12 protein-coding genes, 1 other RNA gene and 3 pseudogenes are annotated in these 14,690 nt (G+C 69.0%); 11 read left to right on the top strand and 5 right to left on the bottom strand.

The genetic code is table 11. From position 1 onward, the window contains the following. Positions 1-139: 139 nt before the first annotated feature. Positions 140-1,471, top strand: coding sequence for a 4-aminobutyrate--2-oxoglutarate transaminase (gabT, locus tag FEZ32_RS00725; RefSeq protein ID WP_097799145.1), 1,332 nt, complete (start codon positions 140-142; stop codon positions 1,469-1,471). A 61-nt stretch (positions 1,472-1,532) separates the two neighbouring features. On the opposite strand, the gene FEZ32_RS00720 is transcribed toward gabT, so the two are convergent. Beyond that, positions 1,533-2,405 carry a carbon-nitrogen hydrolase family protein gene (locus FEZ32_RS00720; protein WP_175415685.1) on the bottom strand — a complete coding sequence of 291 codons (873 nt, stop codon included), beginning with the start codon at positions 2,403-2,405 and terminating at the stop codon, positions 1,533-1,535. Next, positions 2,402-3,784 carry an APC family permease gene (locus FEZ32_RS00715; RefSeq protein ID WP_097799143.1) on the bottom strand — a complete coding sequence of 461 codons (1,383 nt, stop codon included), beginning with the start codon at positions 3,782-3,784 and terminating at the stop codon, positions 2,402-2,404. The genes FEZ32_RS00720 and FEZ32_RS00715 overlap by 4 nt, the downstream gene beginning before the upstream one ends. Before the next feature lie 370 nt (positions 3,785-4,154). On the opposite strand from FEZ32_RS00715, the gene FEZ32_RS00710 reads away from it, so the two are divergent. The 3 genes from FEZ32_RS00710 (at position 4,155) to FEZ32_RS00700 (ending at position 7,019) form a co-directional block, all read left to right on the top strand. After that, positions 4,155-4,895, top strand: a complete 741-nt coding sequence (locus tag FEZ32_RS00710; protein ID WP_138679663.1) for a zinc ribbon domain-containing protein — start codon at positions 4,155-4,157, stop codon at positions 4,893-4,895. 14 nt (positions 4,896-4,909) lie between these two features. After that, positions 4,910-5,290: RNase P RNA component class A (rnpB, locus tag FEZ32_RS00705), an RNA gene on the top strand. Positions 5,291-5,726: 436 nt separating this feature from the next. After that, on the top strand, positions 5,727-7,019 hold the full coding sequence (locus FEZ32_RS00700; protein ID WP_138679662.1) for a hypothetical protein: 1,293 nt from the start codon (positions 5,727-5,729) through the stop codon (positions 7,017-7,019). Here the strand turns inward: FEZ32_RS00700 and FEZ32_RS00695 are convergent. Beyond that, positions 6,951-8,045, bottom strand: coding sequence for a magnesium and cobalt transport protein CorA (locus FEZ32_RS00695; RefSeq protein ID WP_097799140.1), 1,095 nt, complete (start codon positions 8,043-8,045; stop codon positions 6,951-6,953). The genes FEZ32_RS00700 and FEZ32_RS00695 overlap by 69 nt on opposite strands. A 166-nt stretch (positions 8,046-8,211) precedes the next feature. On the opposite strand from FEZ32_RS00695, the gene FEZ32_RS00690 reads away from it, so the two are divergent. After that, entirely contained in the window at positions 8,212-8,916 is a 705-nt protein-coding gene (locus FEZ32_RS00690) for a rhomboid family intramembrane serine protease (RefSeq protein ID WP_138679661.1), read from the top strand. Between the two features lie 353 nt (positions 8,917-9,269). After that, positions 9,270-9,359: pseudogene (locus FEZ32_RS14115) on the top strand (hypothetical protein); the annotation flags it as partial. A gap of 47 nt (positions 9,360-9,406) precedes the next feature. On the opposite strand, the gene FEZ32_RS13735 reads toward FEZ32_RS14115, so the two are convergent. Then, on the bottom strand, positions 9,407-9,607 hold the full coding sequence (locus FEZ32_RS13735) for a hypothetical protein (protein WP_236082449.1): 201 nt from the start codon (positions 9,605-9,607) through the stop codon (positions 9,407-9,409). Positions 9,608-9,613: 6 nt separating this feature from the next. After that, entirely contained in the window at positions 9,614-9,754 is a 141-nt protein-coding gene (locus tag FEZ32_RS13730) for a hypothetical protein (protein WP_236082448.1), read from the bottom strand. Positions 9,755-9,786: 32 nt separating this feature from the next. Between FEZ32_RS13730 and FEZ32_RS13725 the strand changes: the two genes are divergently transcribed. From FEZ32_RS13725 to FEZ32_RS00670, 5 genes and pseudogenes are all read left to right on the top strand, one after another. Beyond that, positions 9,787-10,161: an ABC transporter permease gene (locus tag FEZ32_RS13725; protein WP_236082447.1), complete on the top strand. Its 375-nt coding sequence runs from the start codon at positions 9,787-9,789 to the stop codon at positions 10,159-10,161. Then, a pseudogene (locus tag FEZ32_RS00680) lies at positions 10,158-11,143 on the top strand (ABC transporter permease). The gene FEZ32_RS13725 and the pseudogene FEZ32_RS00680 overlap by 4 nt, the downstream one beginning before the upstream one ends. Positions 11,144-11,189: 46 nt before the next feature. Next, positions 11,190-11,255: pseudogene (locus FEZ32_RS13600) on the top strand (hypothetical protein); the annotation flags it as partial. A gap of 302 nt (positions 11,256-11,557) precedes the next feature. Further along, positions 11,558-12,859 carry an ABC transporter substrate-binding protein gene (locus FEZ32_RS00675; protein ID WP_244937876.1) on the top strand — a complete coding sequence of 434 codons (1,302 nt, stop codon included), beginning with the start codon at positions 11,558-11,560 and terminating at the stop codon, positions 12,857-12,859. Beyond that, positions 12,859-14,577 carry a dipeptide ABC transporter ATP-binding protein gene (locus FEZ32_RS00670; protein ID WP_138679660.1) on the top strand — a complete coding sequence of 573 codons (1,719 nt, stop codon included), beginning with the start codon at positions 12,859-12,861 and terminating at the stop codon, positions 14,575-14,577. The genes FEZ32_RS00675 and FEZ32_RS00670 overlap by 1 nt, the downstream gene beginning before the upstream one ends. The last annotated feature ends 113 nt before the right edge of the window (positions 14,578-14,690 follow it).

The raw sequence follows: 14,690 nt of genomic DNA, 5'->3' as shown, positions 1-14,690 counted from the left end.
AATGTCAGAAATGTCACAATTCAGCGCTGGCGTTTCATTGGCTGAGGTGGTGGCGCGGAAGGATGTGAGTCGTGCGATTATTCACACAGGGGTGTCGCATCCCGACACCCATCGTTCGATGGCAGAGGAAGTACTTTTCATGGCCGATCCGATTTATCACCTCGCCCAGGAGCGTCGGCTGGTCACCGCGCTCCCCGGTCCCCGGTCCAAGGAGCTCGCGGCTCGCCGCGATGCCGTGGTCGCCAAGGGTGTCTCGTCATCGTCCCCGTTCTACGTCGCGCAGGCCGACGGCGGCGTCCTGGTCGACGCCGACGGCAACTCGGTCATCGACCTCGGCGCCGGCATCGCCGTGACCAGCGTCGGAGCCTCGGCCCCGCACGTCGTCCACAACGTCCAGGAGGCGGTGGCCAACTTCACCCACTCGAGCTTCGCCACCACCCCCTACGAGGGCTATGTGGCGGTCTGCGAGCAGCTGGCCGAGCTCACCCCCGGAACCTTCGCCAAGAAGACGGTGCTGGTGAACTCGGGTGCCGAGGCCGTTGAGAACGCCATCAAGATCGCCCGTCACGCGACCGGCAGGGCCGCCGTCGCGGTCGCCGAGAACGCCTTCCACGGCCGGACCAACCTCACCATGGCACTCACCACCAAGGCGATGCCCTACAAGGTGGGATTCGGGCCCTTCGCCCCGGAGATCTACCACTTCCCGAGCAGCAACCCGTTCCGCGAGCCCGAGCCGATCACCGGTGAGCAGGCCGCCCAGCGCGCCATCGACTACCTCGAGACGACGGTCGGCGCCGATCATCTCGCCTGTCTGCTGCAGGAGCCGATTCAGGGCGAGGGCGGATTCATCGTCCCGGCGGAGGGGTACCTGCCGACCCTGCAGGCATGGTGCCACGAGCACGGGATCGTCTTCATCCTCGACGAGATCCAGTGCGGCTTCTGCCGTTCCGGCAAGTGGTTCGCCTGCGAGTACGAGGGCGTGGAGCCCGACCTCATCACCACCGCCAAGGCGCTCGGCGGAGGGCTCCCGCTGGCGGCCGTGACGGGCCGCGCCGAGATCATGGACAGCGCCCAGGCCGGCGGCCTCGGTGGCACCTATGGCGGCAACCCGATCTCGTGCGCAGCCAGCCTCGGTGCCATCGAGACCATGAAGGAGTGGGACCTGCCCGCTCGCGCTCGCGCCATCGAGTCCGCGATCCGCAGCAAGGTCGGTCCGCTGGTCGGATCGGGTTCGGTCGGGGACGTGCGCGGGCGCGGGGCCATGATGGCCGTCGAGTTCGTCAAGCCCGGCACCAAGGAGCCCGATGCGGCCCGAGCCGGCCAGGTGGCCTCGGAGCTGCTGCACGAGGGGGTCATCGTCCTCACCTGCGGGATCTACGGCAACTGCGTGCGGTTCCTGCCCTCCCTCGTCATTCCGGCAGATCTGCTGGACGAGGCTCTCGACCTGTTCGTGGCCGCAGCCTCCCGCTGACCGGTCCCGACACACCGGCGGCAACCCGCCGGAGCCACTCCATCGGCCCGGCGTCCAGGAATCAGATTCGGTTCCAGGACGCCGGGTCGATCGTCCCCCGGTAGGCCGGCAGGTCCACCGGGGAGTCGCCGGGGCGGAAGAAGTCCCACGGACGGGTCACCCCGGCGGTGCCCTCGCGGCGGGTGCGGTGCACCCGGTCCGAGGAGAGCACCGCCTCGAAGGATCCGGGCCGGTCGTCGTCGATCCCGCTGATCCGCTCCCCCTCGGGGCCGAACAGCGCCGAGACGCCGACCCCGACGGGTCCGGCGACATTGACGGTGAGGAAGTTGACCTGCTGGGTGATCGCGTTGGCCCGGGCGATCACCATCTCCTGAGGCCGGTCAGGGGTCGTCGTCTTCACCGGGTTGATGATCGTCTCGGCGCCCAACCAGGCCAGGTTCCGCGAGATCTCGGGGAACCACGAGTCGAAGCAGATGCACAGCCCGAGGCGGCCGACCCCCGCGATGTCGAAGACGCACAGCCGATCCCCCGGGGTGTACGGCTCGGTGGGCCGCCAGGGGAAGATCTTGCGGTAGCTGGCGGTGAGATCGCCATCGGGGGAGAGTACGACCGAGGTGTTGAACAGGGCGCCCTCGGGGCCCCGTTCGCAGACGCTGCCCGGAATGAGCCAGACGCCGAGACGCCGCGAGATGGCGGCCAGACCGGCGATGAGGGGGCCGTCCAGAGGCTGGGCTGCAGCGCGCAGCCGGGCCTCCCGGGCCCGATCGGGGACCCCGTCGGCGAACAGGTGGAGTTCGGGCCACACCAGCATCCCGGTTCCCGGATGCCGGTCCAGGAGGTCGCGGCAGGACCGTTCAAAAACGTCCAGAGGAGTCCCGATGGGAACGGGAACCCCCTGGACGCCCAGAGCCGTCAGCTCGTGGCGCTGCGTCACGCAGCGTCGCCCATCTCGGGCGGGGGACGGTGGAACCCGCGGGTCAGCCAGGTGAGCACGCCGATTCCGATCACGAGCCAGGAGCCTCCCACCACGAGGGCGGGGGTGTCGAGCTGGGTGAGCAGGTAGAACACGACGAGCACGCCGAGCGCGGGCAGCACATAGCCGACCAGGCGTCCGGGGCCGTGGGCCTCGGAGGCGTGCTTGCGCGACAGCGCGATGGCTGCGACGTTGACCATCCCGAAGGCGATGAAGGCCCCGAAGTTGATGAACGAGGTGGAGGTGCTGACGTCGAGCAGGCAGCCGATGAGGCCGACCACCGCGACCACCAGGATGGCGTTGCGCGGGGTGCCGGTTCGCTTGGAGACCACGCCGAAGAACCGCTTGGGCAGGACGCCGTCGCGACCCATCGCGAACATCAGGCGGGAGGCGGAGGCCTGGGCGGCGATCCCGGAGGCGAACTGTCCGACGATGAGGCCGGTCAGGAAGACCGCCGACAGGAATGCGCCGCCGATGCTCTTGGCGATCTCGAAGGCGGCCGAGTCGATGTCGACGACCGCCACCAGGGGATGGACGAGCTCGGTGAAGTAGGTCGACACGACGAAGATCCCGCCGCCCACCAGGGCCGTCAGCATGATGGCCTTGGGGATCGTGCGCCGGGCATCGACCGTCTCCTCGGTGAGCGTGGTGACCGCGTCGAACCCGAGGAAGGAGTAGGCGGCGGTGGCGGCGCCGGCCGACAGGGCGAGGACGTTGAACGGGGTCCCGGTGAAGGGGGTCAGGCTGATCAGGCTGCGTCCGTGGTGGAGGACCGCGTAGACCGCGAAGACGGTGAACAGGGCGATCACCAGGATCTCGATCGCCAGCAGCACCAGGTTGGCCTTGTCGGCCACCTTGATGCCGAGGATGTTCAGGGTGGTGGTGGAGACGATGAAGATGAGGATCCAGGTCCAGTCGGGCACCGCCGGGAAGGCCGCGTTGAGGTAGGAGGCGCCGATCAGCCAGATCACCATCGGGATGAAGACGTAGTCGAGCAGGGATCCCCAGCCCACCAGGAAGCCCAGATGGTTGCTGACCATCCGACGGACGTAGGTGTAGGCCGATCCGGCCATCGGGATCTCCCGGGACAGTCGGCCGTAGCTCGCCGCGGTGAGCAGCATCGCGACCAGGGCGATGAGGTAGGAGCCGGCGGTGCCGCCGTGGGACTTGTCGGAGATGACCCCGAAGGTGCCCAGCACGATGATCGGCGCCAGGTAGGCCAGCCCGAAGGCCAGCACCGAGTGGAGGCGCAGCTGCGGGCGAAGGTCATGGGAGGAGTGGGCCTGACCGGTCGGGCCGGTGCCGCCGACGACCGATCGGGTGGTGGGTGTCGCTGACATGGGGATGTCCTTCCCTCAGCTCCGTCCCGAAGGGTTCCGAAACGGTGATGGGGTCGCGTTCTGGTGCCGGCCCGTTGGCAGGAGAATAATTGTTCTGACTGGCGATTCTGTTTCTGTCCACCGCTGTGATTCAGCTGTAACAATGCCCAGGGGCGGTGCGCGCGGCTTTTCGGGCGGTGCATTCCGCCGGGCCGACGACCGATATTTCCCCGCCGTGGTGCGTGGGTCATCCCCGGTGCGAGACGGGGGGTCGGGGGTCGGGGGAGACCGGCGGCGCCATCGGGACAGGGGCCGAGCGACTAGGCTGAGCCGGACCCGTTCGTGGACGGTGGAGCCGCCACCGCCCGTTCAGTAGGAGGCACAGAATCCTGTGAAAGCCGCACCGCAGGAGCAGTGGCGACTGCTCGACGTCGCCGAGACCGATCGTCTCCTGGCCCAGACCGCACACCGCCGCAAGACTCTTCCCGAGCTGGCCGAACTGTCCCAGCTCGCGGTCCAGCGACGCGATCTCGCCGAGGAGGTCGTCCGACTGGCCACCGAGGTCTCCGATGCCCAGGAGGAGGAGGCCCAGGTCGAGCACGACCTGCAACCTGCCCGGGCCCGTCTGGAGCGCAACCAGAAGACCGTCGACGACGGCCTGTTGTCAGACCACAAGGCCCTGGTCGGTCTCACCGATGAGATCGAGCACCTCAAGCGCCGGATCTCGGACCTGGAGGACACCGAGTTGGAGGCCATGCAGCGTCTCGAGGACGCCCAGAAGGTCCACGAGGAGGCCGATCGGCGCAGGCTGACCCTCGACGACCACATCCGCGGGGTGCTGAAGTCCCGCGATGACCATTTCGCCGAGATCGACCGCCAGCTCAAGCAGCTCACCGAGCAGCGTCGCGCCCAGGCGGCCGGGATTCCCGCCGACCTGCTCAAGCTCTACGAGACCCTGCGCACCCGGACCGGTCAGGGTGCCGGCCGACTCCACCGCGGGGTGTGCGAGTCCTGCGGGATCACGATCAATGCTGCCGATCTGCGACGGTTCGCGTCGGCCGGCGAGGACGAGGTGCTGCGCTGCGAGGAGTGCGACCGGATTCTGGTGCGGACGGCCGACTCCGGGTTGTAGAGTTGGCCGCTGGACGAGCCACCCGGGTGATCGCGGCAGCCATTGCTGTCGAGGAAAGTCCGGGCTCCAGAGGGCATGGTGGTGGGTAACACCCACCCGGGGCGACCCGCGGGACAGTGCCACAGAGAACAGACCGCCGGTTTTCGGACCGGTAAGGGTGAAACGGCGGTGCAAGAGACCACCGCGTCATCGGTGACGGTGACGGCAGGGCAAACCCCACCTGGAGCAAGGCCAAGAAGACCGAGAGGTCGCGGACGCGTTCGAGGGCTGCCCGCCCGAGCGTCCGGGTAGGCTGCGCAGCCATTCGGCTGGAGGGTGTCGGCAACGGCACTCACAGATGGATGATCACCGCTCCTTCGGGAGCACAGAACCCGGCTTACAGGGTGGCTCGTCCCCACAATGCGCCTCTGGCCAGGGGCGATGGTGGAATGCTGAGGCTTCTGGTCGATCTCTGGTCGCCGCGTCACTCCCGTGACAACTGTTGAGGTCGCGTGATGTCGTGGGAGATCCGGGCCGGGGTGAACATTTCACTCGCGGAACGGCGTTCCGGGCGCTGGTGAGCGCGGAGGAGTCCCTTTGGTGAGTGAAAGTTTCACCGCTGGGCGTCCCAGAGGTCTTCTCGAGGACCTCGCGAGGATCGAGGTGGGTGACTCCAATGGGCCCCGACCGCGGCTCTGGGGCCAGGGTCAGAAGAGGGCGGCGCGAGCAGGCGCGATGACATCGAAGCCCGGGTATTGACGGGGGCTGGCGATACCCTGAGCCGGCGAAGGATCCCGAGGCCAGCGATGGGCCGACGACACAAGGCCGTGAGACCCAGTGGGAGGAGTGGCGATGCTCTACATGGTGTTCTTGGCGGTCTGCATCGTCGTCTGCATCTGGTGGGGTGGCCCTGGTGCCAGGCGTCGCTCCCGGTTGGACTGGACCCAGGTCCCGGGCGTCACCCGACGCCGCGGAGGCGTCGTTGTGCCGATCGGCGGGTTGTCCTGGGCGCCGATACCCTCCGAGTTGGCCGACACTCGACGGTTCGAGCTGGTCGGATCCAGCACCAGATCCTTCGGCGGCTCGCCGGTGGTGGTGCTCGCCAGGGGCCAGCGGATCGGCATCCTCGAGGGTGCTGCAGCGCGGAAGATCAATGCCGAGCTGAGGAGGCGCAGGCTCGCGCGGCTGCTGGTGGAGGGCGAGCTCACCGGACGCCACGAGGGTCGGGTGGTGCTGCCCTACGACTTCTCTCCGGCCACCCTGGAACTGCCCGCCGGCCCGGCGCGCGCCTTCCCGGTGCCGGTCCCGGTCGAGGCCTGGGGGTCGGCCACCACGACGGTGGACGCCGTCCGCTGCGACTTCTTCCTCACCGAGCTGAGCGCTCTCTATCCCGACGGCCGACCTCCCTCGGGGACCTCGGGAGGGACCCTCAGCGGGCTCGGTGCCGAGATCTTCCCGACTGGTCAGGGCCGGATCGGAGTCTTCATCGATGACCGGCAGATCGGCTGGCTGGCCGCCGCACACGAGATCAGCCACCGGCAGGAGCTCGAGGACCTGGCCGCCGGCGGGCACTCACTGCGGGTGAAGGTCTCGGTACGGGTGGGGACCGGGGATCGCCCCAGTGTGCGGGTGCGCATCTGGCTGCCGGAGGTCGATCAGATCCTCCCCCCAGGCGCGCAGATCGAGGACCCGCACGTGCTGTTGCCTCCGGGTTCGACGGTTCAGGTGACCGGTGAGGAGGAACATCTGGACGAGCTGGTGGCGATGCTGGGCGACGAGCACGAGGTGATCAAGGTCGCCGAGCTGTACCTGTTCACCAGACAGACGGCGCGCACTCTCAAGCAGATCGTCGGGGTACGTATCGATGGCCGTCCGGTGGGGGAGCTGACGTCCGTCAGTGGCGCTCATTTCGAGGCGGTGCTGAGAGCCTGTTCCGAGCGAGGCCTGAGGGCACTGTGCCGGGCCACGATCTCTGGCAACCAGCTCAAGACCGATGTCACCCTCAATGTCACCAAGGGCGGCTCCCTCACCTCGCAGTGGATCAGCCGCCACATCCTCGCCCGGCCCGGCGTGGACTCACATCCAGTGCTTGCGCTTGAAGATCACCCACAGCAGGACTCCGGCGGTGAGCATCAGAGCCAGTGAGAACGGGTATCCCAGCGCCCAGTGCAACTCGGGCATGACGTCGAAGTTCATCCCGTAGATCGCGCCGATCACCGTGGGCGCCAGTCCGATGGCCGCCCAGCCGGAGATCTTCTTCATGTCCTCGTTCTGCTGCTGGGTCACCAGGATCGAGTTGACGTCGAGGATCTGACCCATCCCGGAACGCAGGTCCTCCACCCTGGTGTTGACCCGAGACAGGTGGTCGGAGACGTCCTGCAGGTAGGCCCTCAACGAGTCGAGGGTGCGGTACTTGGCGAAGCCGGCGCGCAGATCCTGGATCACCTCGGCCAGGGGGACGCAGGACTGCTGGAGATCGATGATCTCGCGGCTGAGCCGGTAGATCCGCTCGGTGACCTTCGGGTCCCCGGCGAAGACCTGCCTCTCGATCTGCTCCCGGTCGACGCCGAGCTCGCGCAGCACCTGCAGATACCCGTCGACCACCAGGTCCAGGAAGGAGTAGAGGACGGCGTCGGCCCCGAGCTTCATCAGCTCGACATTCTGGGAGAGGCGCTCGGCCCTGTCGGTGGCGGGGTTGTGGCCGTCCTGCCGCAGGATCGCCACCACATTGTGGTGGGTGACCAGGTGGTACTCGGTGACCTGGACGTCCTCGATCTCATCGACATAGGTCGCCATTCGCGCCACCACGAAGAGCACCTCCGGGTAGCGCTCCATCTTGGGACGCTGGCCCGCCTTGAGGAGGTCTTCCACCAGCACCGGGTGGAGGTGCCATGCTCTGGCGAGGTGTCGGATCTGCTGGGGGCTGGGGCAGTCGTAGTCCAGCACGACCAGACGCTCGGGGTCGCCATTGGCGTAGGCCAGGGCGTCCTCGACCACCCCGCCGGAGGCGTCCGGTCCGGCCGTTTCGGTTCCGTGCACCTCGCCGTGCCGCAGCCGTACCACCTTCACCGTGGAGGCCTCGGGCTCCTCGGCGGTGGTCGGCTTGTCGTGGCGGCCGATGAGGTCGATGAGCCGGTGGGAGCGGTCGCGGTTCTGGACTGGACTCCTCATGTGCGGCTCCTCTGCCTGACGACGCCCCGGCGGATGTGGTGCCGGACGGCACGTCACTCTACGGCCACTCCTTGCCGGGAGCCGAGTCGAGGAGGGGCTTGGGTCGGTACACCCGGGCACACTGGCGCACCCGGATGCGCCTGCATGCCCGGGTAGCATCGCGCCAATGATGGGTTCGCTGGTCGCCGTCTCCTCGTGGGTTCTGGTCGTGGCGGTTCTGCTGGCTGCCAGCACCGCCAGCACCGCCGCGAGGCGTCCCGGCGGCCCGTGGGAGCGGCCCCGGCCCTCCACCGCCGCGCTGTGGCTGGTGGTTGTGGTGCCCTCCCTGGTCCAGTTGGTCGTCCCGGCCCTGCTGCCCGCCCTGGAACGGGACTGGGCGCGCATCGGCTCGGGGCAGCTGTGGCGGTTGGTCACCTCCGTCGTCGTGCAGGACGGTGGCCCCCTCGGACTGGTGTTCAATCTGTTCCGCCTGACCCTGGTCCTTGTCGCGGCCCAGCGGTACTGGTCGGCCGGGCGGGTCTGGATCACCTTCTGGGTGGGGGCGGTCCTCTCCAACCTCGCCGTCGGTCCCGTCCTGGAACCGGTCGGCGGGGGCAACTCGATGGCGGTGTTCGCTCTCGGCTCGGCTCTCGTCTCGAACCTGCTGCTCTCCCGGCCGGACCGCCGCGCCCTCCTCTGGGCGGGCGTCGCGATCGCCTGCATGGCGCTCATGGCGGCCGGACGCGACTATCACGCCGTCTCCTGTGCGATCGGGCTGGCGGCCGGGCTGGTGCCTCCTCACGGTCCGCACCCCCAGAACCCGGACCCACAGGGCCCTCACCAGGGCTCTCACCGGGGCTCTCAGGGCAGTCGCGAAGGTCTCGAGGATTGAGCTCGCGTCTCAAGCGGTGATAATGTCACAACAACTCCGGGCCGCGCCTGCGGCCCGTCGGGAGATCCGGGAAGAGGACGATGCACGAGCGAATGTGTTGTTGTTGTCGCTGAGACAGCACCACTGCACCATTCGCCGATTCCGCCTCTGAGGTAACTCTGTGACCACCCCCTAACCGGGAGCCCTGTCTGACGTGGAGAACGCCGACAGACACCATCCCGACACCCCCTCCGCCCCGTCCCACCGACGGGCCCGTTGAACCGTCTCACGACGGTCCAGCGAATCCGTCGCACGACGGGGCTCCCGACCCGTCCCACGACGGTCCTGAGGATCCGTCCCTCGACGGGCGCCCGGTGTCCACCCACCACGTGTGGCGACGTCTCCGCCGCGACCGCTGGGCGGTGACCGGCGGAGTGGTGGTCATCCTCACCACCCTGGTGGCGGTGTTCGCGCGGGTGATCACCCGACTCAGCGGGCGAGACCCCTACAGCTACAACCTGTCCGCCCTCGACGGATCCGGGTTGCCGCTCGGGCCGTTCGGAGGGATCAGCGCGGCCCATCCGTTCGGGGTGGAGCCGCAGACCGGCCGCGACCTGTTCGCCATCGTCGTCGAGGGCACCCGGACCTCCTTCTTCATCGGACTGGGCGCCACCATCCTGTCGATGGTCATCGCCATCGTCGTCGGCGTCACCGCGGGCTACTTCGGCGGCTGGTGGGACGCCCTGGCCTCCAGGACCACTGACGTCGTGCTGGGGTTCCCGCAGCTGGTGTTCATGATCGCGATCTCCGCGGTCGTCCCGGCCAGTGCGCCACGGGTCCCGATGATGATCCTCATCATCGGCGTCCTGGGCTTGGCCCTCCACCGCCCGGGTGCTGCGCAGCCGCGCCATGTCGCTGCGGGGACGCACCTTCGTCCAGGCCTCCAGGGCGATGGGGGCCGGCGAGTTCCACGTCCTGGCCACCCAGCTGCTGCCGAACCTGGTGGCCACCATCATCGTCTTCACCACCATCTCCATCCCGGGCAAGATCGGCGCCGAGGCCGCCCTGTCCTTCCTCGGGGTGGGGGTGACGCCGCCGACCCCCTCATGGGGACGGACCATCGGCTCGGCGGTGACCTGGGTGAGCACCGATCCCTGGTACCTGCTGTTCCCCGGTGCCGCCCTGTTCCTCGTCACCCTCGCCTTCAACCTGTTCGGCGACGGGCTGCGCGACGCCATCGACCCCAGGACCGGTGAGGCCCGATGAACCGCCTGAGATTCCTGGCCTCCCGGCTGCTCCAGACCCTGCTGGTCCTGGTGCTCATCACCTTCATCACCTTCGCGATCTTCCAGCTGTTCCCCGCCGACCCGGCGCAGCTGGCCTGCGGCAAGCCCTGCACCCCCGAGAGCCTGGCCCGGGCCCGGGCCTACATGGGATTCGACAAGAGCTGGTACCTGCAGTTCTGGGACTACCTGTCCGGCATCATCACCGGCACCAGCTACGGCTCCGGCGCCGATCTCGTCCGGTGCTCGGCTCCCTGCCTGGGCTACTCCTTTCGGCTGTCGGCCCCGGTCACCGAACTCATCGCCTCCCGGTTCCCGATCACCTTCTCCATCGCCGTCGGCGCCGCCGTGCTGTGGATGGTGATCGGCGTCGTCGCCGGCATCGCCTCGGCGCTGCGCCGCGGCACCACCCTGGACCGGGTGATCATGACCGGCACCGTGCTCGGCGTCTCGGCGCCCTCCTACCTGGTGGGGCTGCTGGGGATCCTGCTGCTCGGGTTCACCGCCGACATCGTCCCCGTCTCGGGATATGTGCCGCTCTCCCAGAGCCCGGTCGACTGGGCCTGGCACCTGGCCCTCCCGTGGACCGTGCTGGCCCTCATCTCGGCGGCGGTCTACGCCCGGATGGTGCGCGGCGAGATGCTGGAGAACCTCGGCGAGGACACGTGCGCACCGCCCGGGCGGCGGGTCTCCCGGAGCGCCGGGTGATCGGCAACCACGTCCTGCGCAACATCTCGGTACCTGTCCTCACCTACTTCGCACTGGACTTCGGCGGCCTTCTCGGTGGCGCCGTCATCACCGAGAAGGTGTTCTCCATCCAGGGCCTGGGCGCCCTGTTCATGGACGCCGTCGGCGCCACCGACATCCAGCTCGTGATGGGCATCACCCTGGTCGCCGCGGCCGCCGTCATCCTGATGAACCTGGTCGCCGACGTGCTCGCGGCGGCGATCGACCCACGGGTCTGAGACCCCTCTCCTCCCGACACCCTCCCGACACCACAAGGACAGTCACATGGTCAATCCCATCCACCCCTCCAAGACCCTCTCCCGGCGCGGTTTCCTGGCCGGCACCGGGGCGACCGCACTCACGCTGGCCCTGGCCGCCTGCGGGGCCAACGAACGATCGGCCTCCGGAACCGGTTCGGCCACCCCCACCAAGGGCGGGACGCTGACCATCCTGCAGTCGGCGACCGACATCAACTGGGACCCGGCGAAGAGCCAGTCGATGGCCGTCACCTCGCTGGCCCTGGTGCACCGGCGACTCACCACCTGGCGGATCGTCAACGGCCAGGAGGCCGCCGTGGTGCCCGACCTCGCCACCGCACCGGCAAGGTCTCGGCCGACGGCCTCACCTGGACCTACGTCCTCAAGGCCGGGCTGGTGGCCGAGGACGGCTCGGCGATCACATCCGCCCAGATCAAGCACGGCATCGAACGAACCTTCGCCGACTCGCTGTCGGGAGGTCTCGGCTACCACAAGGCGCTGCTTGCCGGGACGAAGGGGTACACCGGCCCCTACCAGGGCAAGCACCTGGCATCGGTGGAGACCCCCGACGCGAGGACCATCGTCTTCCACCTCACCAAGCCCTACGGCGACTGGCCCTGGATCGCCTCCACCCCGGCCTTCTCCCCGGTGCCCGCCGGAGACAACCCCGCCACCTACACCCGCAAGCCGGTCGCCTCGGGCCCCTACCGGGTCGCCGAGTACAAGCAGGGGGTCTCCGCCACCCTCAAGCGCAATCCGAGGTGGAGCGCCTCCACCGACACGATCCGCACCGCCCTTCCCGACACCATCGTCGTCTCGATGGGCCAGGACGAGTCAGTCGCCTCCCAGCGGCTGATCGCCGACTCGGGAGCCGACCGCAACGCCTTCGGCGCCGATCGGGTCGCGGCCGCCCAGCTCGCCCAGGTGACCGGCAATCCGTCGGCCAGGTCGAGGCTGGCCACCGCCAGCGCCGGGCCCCTGCACTACCTGGCCATCAACGTCGAACGGGTCACCGACGTCGATGTCCGTCGGGCGATCTCCCACGCCGTCGACAAGAAGGCCGTGCAGGCCGCTCTGGGAGGCAGCCTCGGCGCCGCCGTGGCCAGCACCTACATCACCCCCGGCGTCCCCGGACGCCAGGAGTACGACCTCTACCCGACCTCCACCAGCAAGGCCGAGCAGCTGCTGAAGGGCAGGAAGGTCGGCAAGCTCGTGCTGCTGACCGCCAACGACGACGCCTCGGTGGCGATCGCCCAGGCCGTCCAGCAGTCCCTGCAGAAGGTCGGCCTGACGGTGACCATCAGCCCGGTGGAGGACGACACCTGGACCGAGCGCGCCACCCAGGGCAACGGGTCGGCCTACGACCTGGCGATCAGCGCCTGGAATCCCGACTACCCATCGGCCAATGCCAACCTTCAGCCTCTCTTCGCATCCAGTGAGATCGGCTCGGGCGGCTACAACGTCTCCCGCTACCGCAAGCCCGAGGTGGACAAGTTGCTGGCCTCGGCCGCGGCCCTGTCGGTGAGCGAGGCCAAGTCCCAGTGGGCGGCGATCGACAAGCGGATCGCCCAGGACGCGCCGGTGGTGCCGCTGGTCTACCGTCGCAACTCCTTCCTGCACGGGTCCGGGGTGTCGAACTTCTTCGTCAATCCCTTCCCCTCCTACCCGAACTACCTCACCCTGGGAGTGACGGCCTGATGGTCGCGGGGCAGCAGGCCGGGGCGTCGGGAGAGTCCGACTTCGACCAGCCGGTGCTGAGGTTGCGCGACCTGTCGGTGCACTTCGGCGGCTCGGCGGTGGCGGCCTCCGAGGGGATCGACCTGGATCTGACCCCCGGCCGGGTGCTGGCCCTGGTCGGGGAGTCGGGTTCGGGGAAGTCGGTCACCGCGCTCGGCAGCCTCGGCCTGCTGCCCACGACTGCACAAGTGAGCGGCTCGGCGCTGCTCAGCAGACCCGGTGACAAGGGAGGTGGCGCCTCGGAGGTGGAACTCGTGGGGGCCGCCCGCCCCGTTCTCGACGACGCCCGGGGCCGCCTGGTGGGCACCATCTTCCAGGAACCGGCCAGCGCCCTGGACCCGCTGCTCACCATCAGGGCGCAGATCAGCGAGGCCATCAGGGCCCACGGCGACCGCCACGAGATCTCGCGCTCCCGGCTGAGGGAGCGGGTCGGGGAGCTGTTGACCCGGGTCGGGCTGCCGGAGGTCGAGCGGATCGCCGCCTCCTACCCCCATCAACTGTCCGGCGGGCAGCAGCAGCGGGCCTGCATCGCCCTGGCACTGGCCTGCGACCCGCCGGTGATCGTCGCCGACGAACCGACCACCGCTCTGGACATCACCGTCCAGGCCGGCATCCTCGACCTGCTGCGGACTCTCACCCGCGACGGGATGGCCGTCCTGCTCATCACCCATGACATGGGAGTGGTGGCCGACATCGCCGATGAGGTGGCCGTGATGAGGTGCGGACACATCGTCGAGCGCGGTGGGGTCGACGAGATCTTCAGCCGACCGAGCCACCCCTACACCCGGGAGCTGCTGGGGGCCGTGCCCCGGCTCGACGCGCTGCGCGAGGCCCCCGAGAGGAGGGAGTCGGAGCAGACCGGCCGCCAGCCATCGGCGGTCGTGGAGGTCACCGACCTCGACGTGGTCTACCGGGCCCGGGGGCGCCGACCGGTCCACGCGGTGCGCGGTGTCTCGCTGACCATCGCCCCCGGTGAGGTGCTGGGCCTGGTGGGGGAGTCCGGCTCGGGGAAGTCCACCATCGCGGGCACCCTGACCGGGATGGTTCCGGTGACCTCGGGATCAGTACGGGTCGACGGTGTCGAGGTGGCCGGGGCCTCCCGCCGGGCTCTGCTGCCGGTGCGCCGCCAGACCGGGGTGGTGTACCAGAACCCCGCCTCGGCGCTGAACCCCCGCCGCACCGTGGGGGCCTCCATCGCCGAGCCGCTGATGCTCCATGCCGAGATGGAGTCCGCCCAGCGGCGGGCCAGGGTCCGCGAGCTGCTCGAGCAGGTCCGGCTCCCGGTCTCGATGGCCGAGCGCTATCCCCACGAGATGAGCGGCGGACAGCGCCAGCGGGTGGCGATCGCCCGAGCCCTGGCCCTGAGACCGCGACTGGTGATCGCCGACGAGCCGACCAGCGCACTGGATGTCTCGGTGCAGGCCGTGGTCCTCGACCTGCTCGCCTCCCTGCAGGCCGAGTTGGAGTTCGCCTGCCTGTTCGTCTCCCACGATCTGGCGGTGGTCGAGCAGGTCGCCGCCCGGACCCTGGTGCTCAGCGCGGGGAAGGTGGTCGAGGAGGGTCCCACCGACCAGGTGCTGGCCCATCCCCGCGAGGAGTACACCAGGCGACTCGTGGCGGCGGTTCCGGTGCCCGATCCCCGGGTGCAGAGGTCGAGGAGGGCGGCCCGGATCGCCTGAGAGGTGGAGGTTTCACTCGCGGAAGTGGGGCCCGGGACCCTCCGGGGTGCTGAGCACCGGGTTGTGTGAGTGAAATGTTCACGCCAGGCATCGTCCGACCCCGGATCTGCGCG

This window comes from Acidipropionibacterium jensenii (genome assembly GCF_005890135.1).
Classification (GTDB): Bacteria; Actinomycetota; Actinomycetes; order Propionibacteriales; family Propionibacteriaceae; genus Acidipropionibacterium; species Acidipropionibacterium jensenii.
The sequence above is the reverse complement of the archived record's forward strand: the minus strand, read 5'-3'. Positions and strand labels throughout refer to the sequence as shown.

Coding starts and splice junctions, on each gene's coding strand:
- gabT (WP_097799145.1), top strand. CDS start 140: ATGGCCGATCCGATTTATCACCTCGCCCAGGAGCGTCGGCTGGTCACC.
- FEZ32_RS00715 (WP_097799143.1), bottom strand. CDS start 3,784: ATGTCAGCGACACCCACCACCCGATCGGTCGTCGGCGGCACCGGCCCG.
- FEZ32_RS00700 (WP_138679662.1), top strand. CDS start 5,727: ATGCTCTACATGGTGTTCTTGGCGGTCTGCATCGTCGTCTGCATCTGG.
- FEZ32_RS00695 (WP_097799140.1), bottom strand. CDS start 8,045: ATGAGGAGTCCAGTCCAGAACCGCGACCGCTCCCACCGGCTCATCGAC.
- FEZ32_RS00690 (WP_138679661.1), top strand. CDS start 8,212: ATGATGGGTTCGCTGGTCGCCGTCTCCTCGTGGGTTCTGGTCGTGGCG.
- FEZ32_RS13730 (WP_236082448.1), bottom strand. CDS start 9,754: ATGATGAGGATCATCATCGGGACCCGTGGCGCACTGGCCGGGACGACC.
- FEZ32_RS00670 (WP_138679660.1), top strand. CDS start 12,859: ATGGTCGCGGGGCAGCAGGCCGGGGCGTCGGGAGAGTCCGACTTCGAC.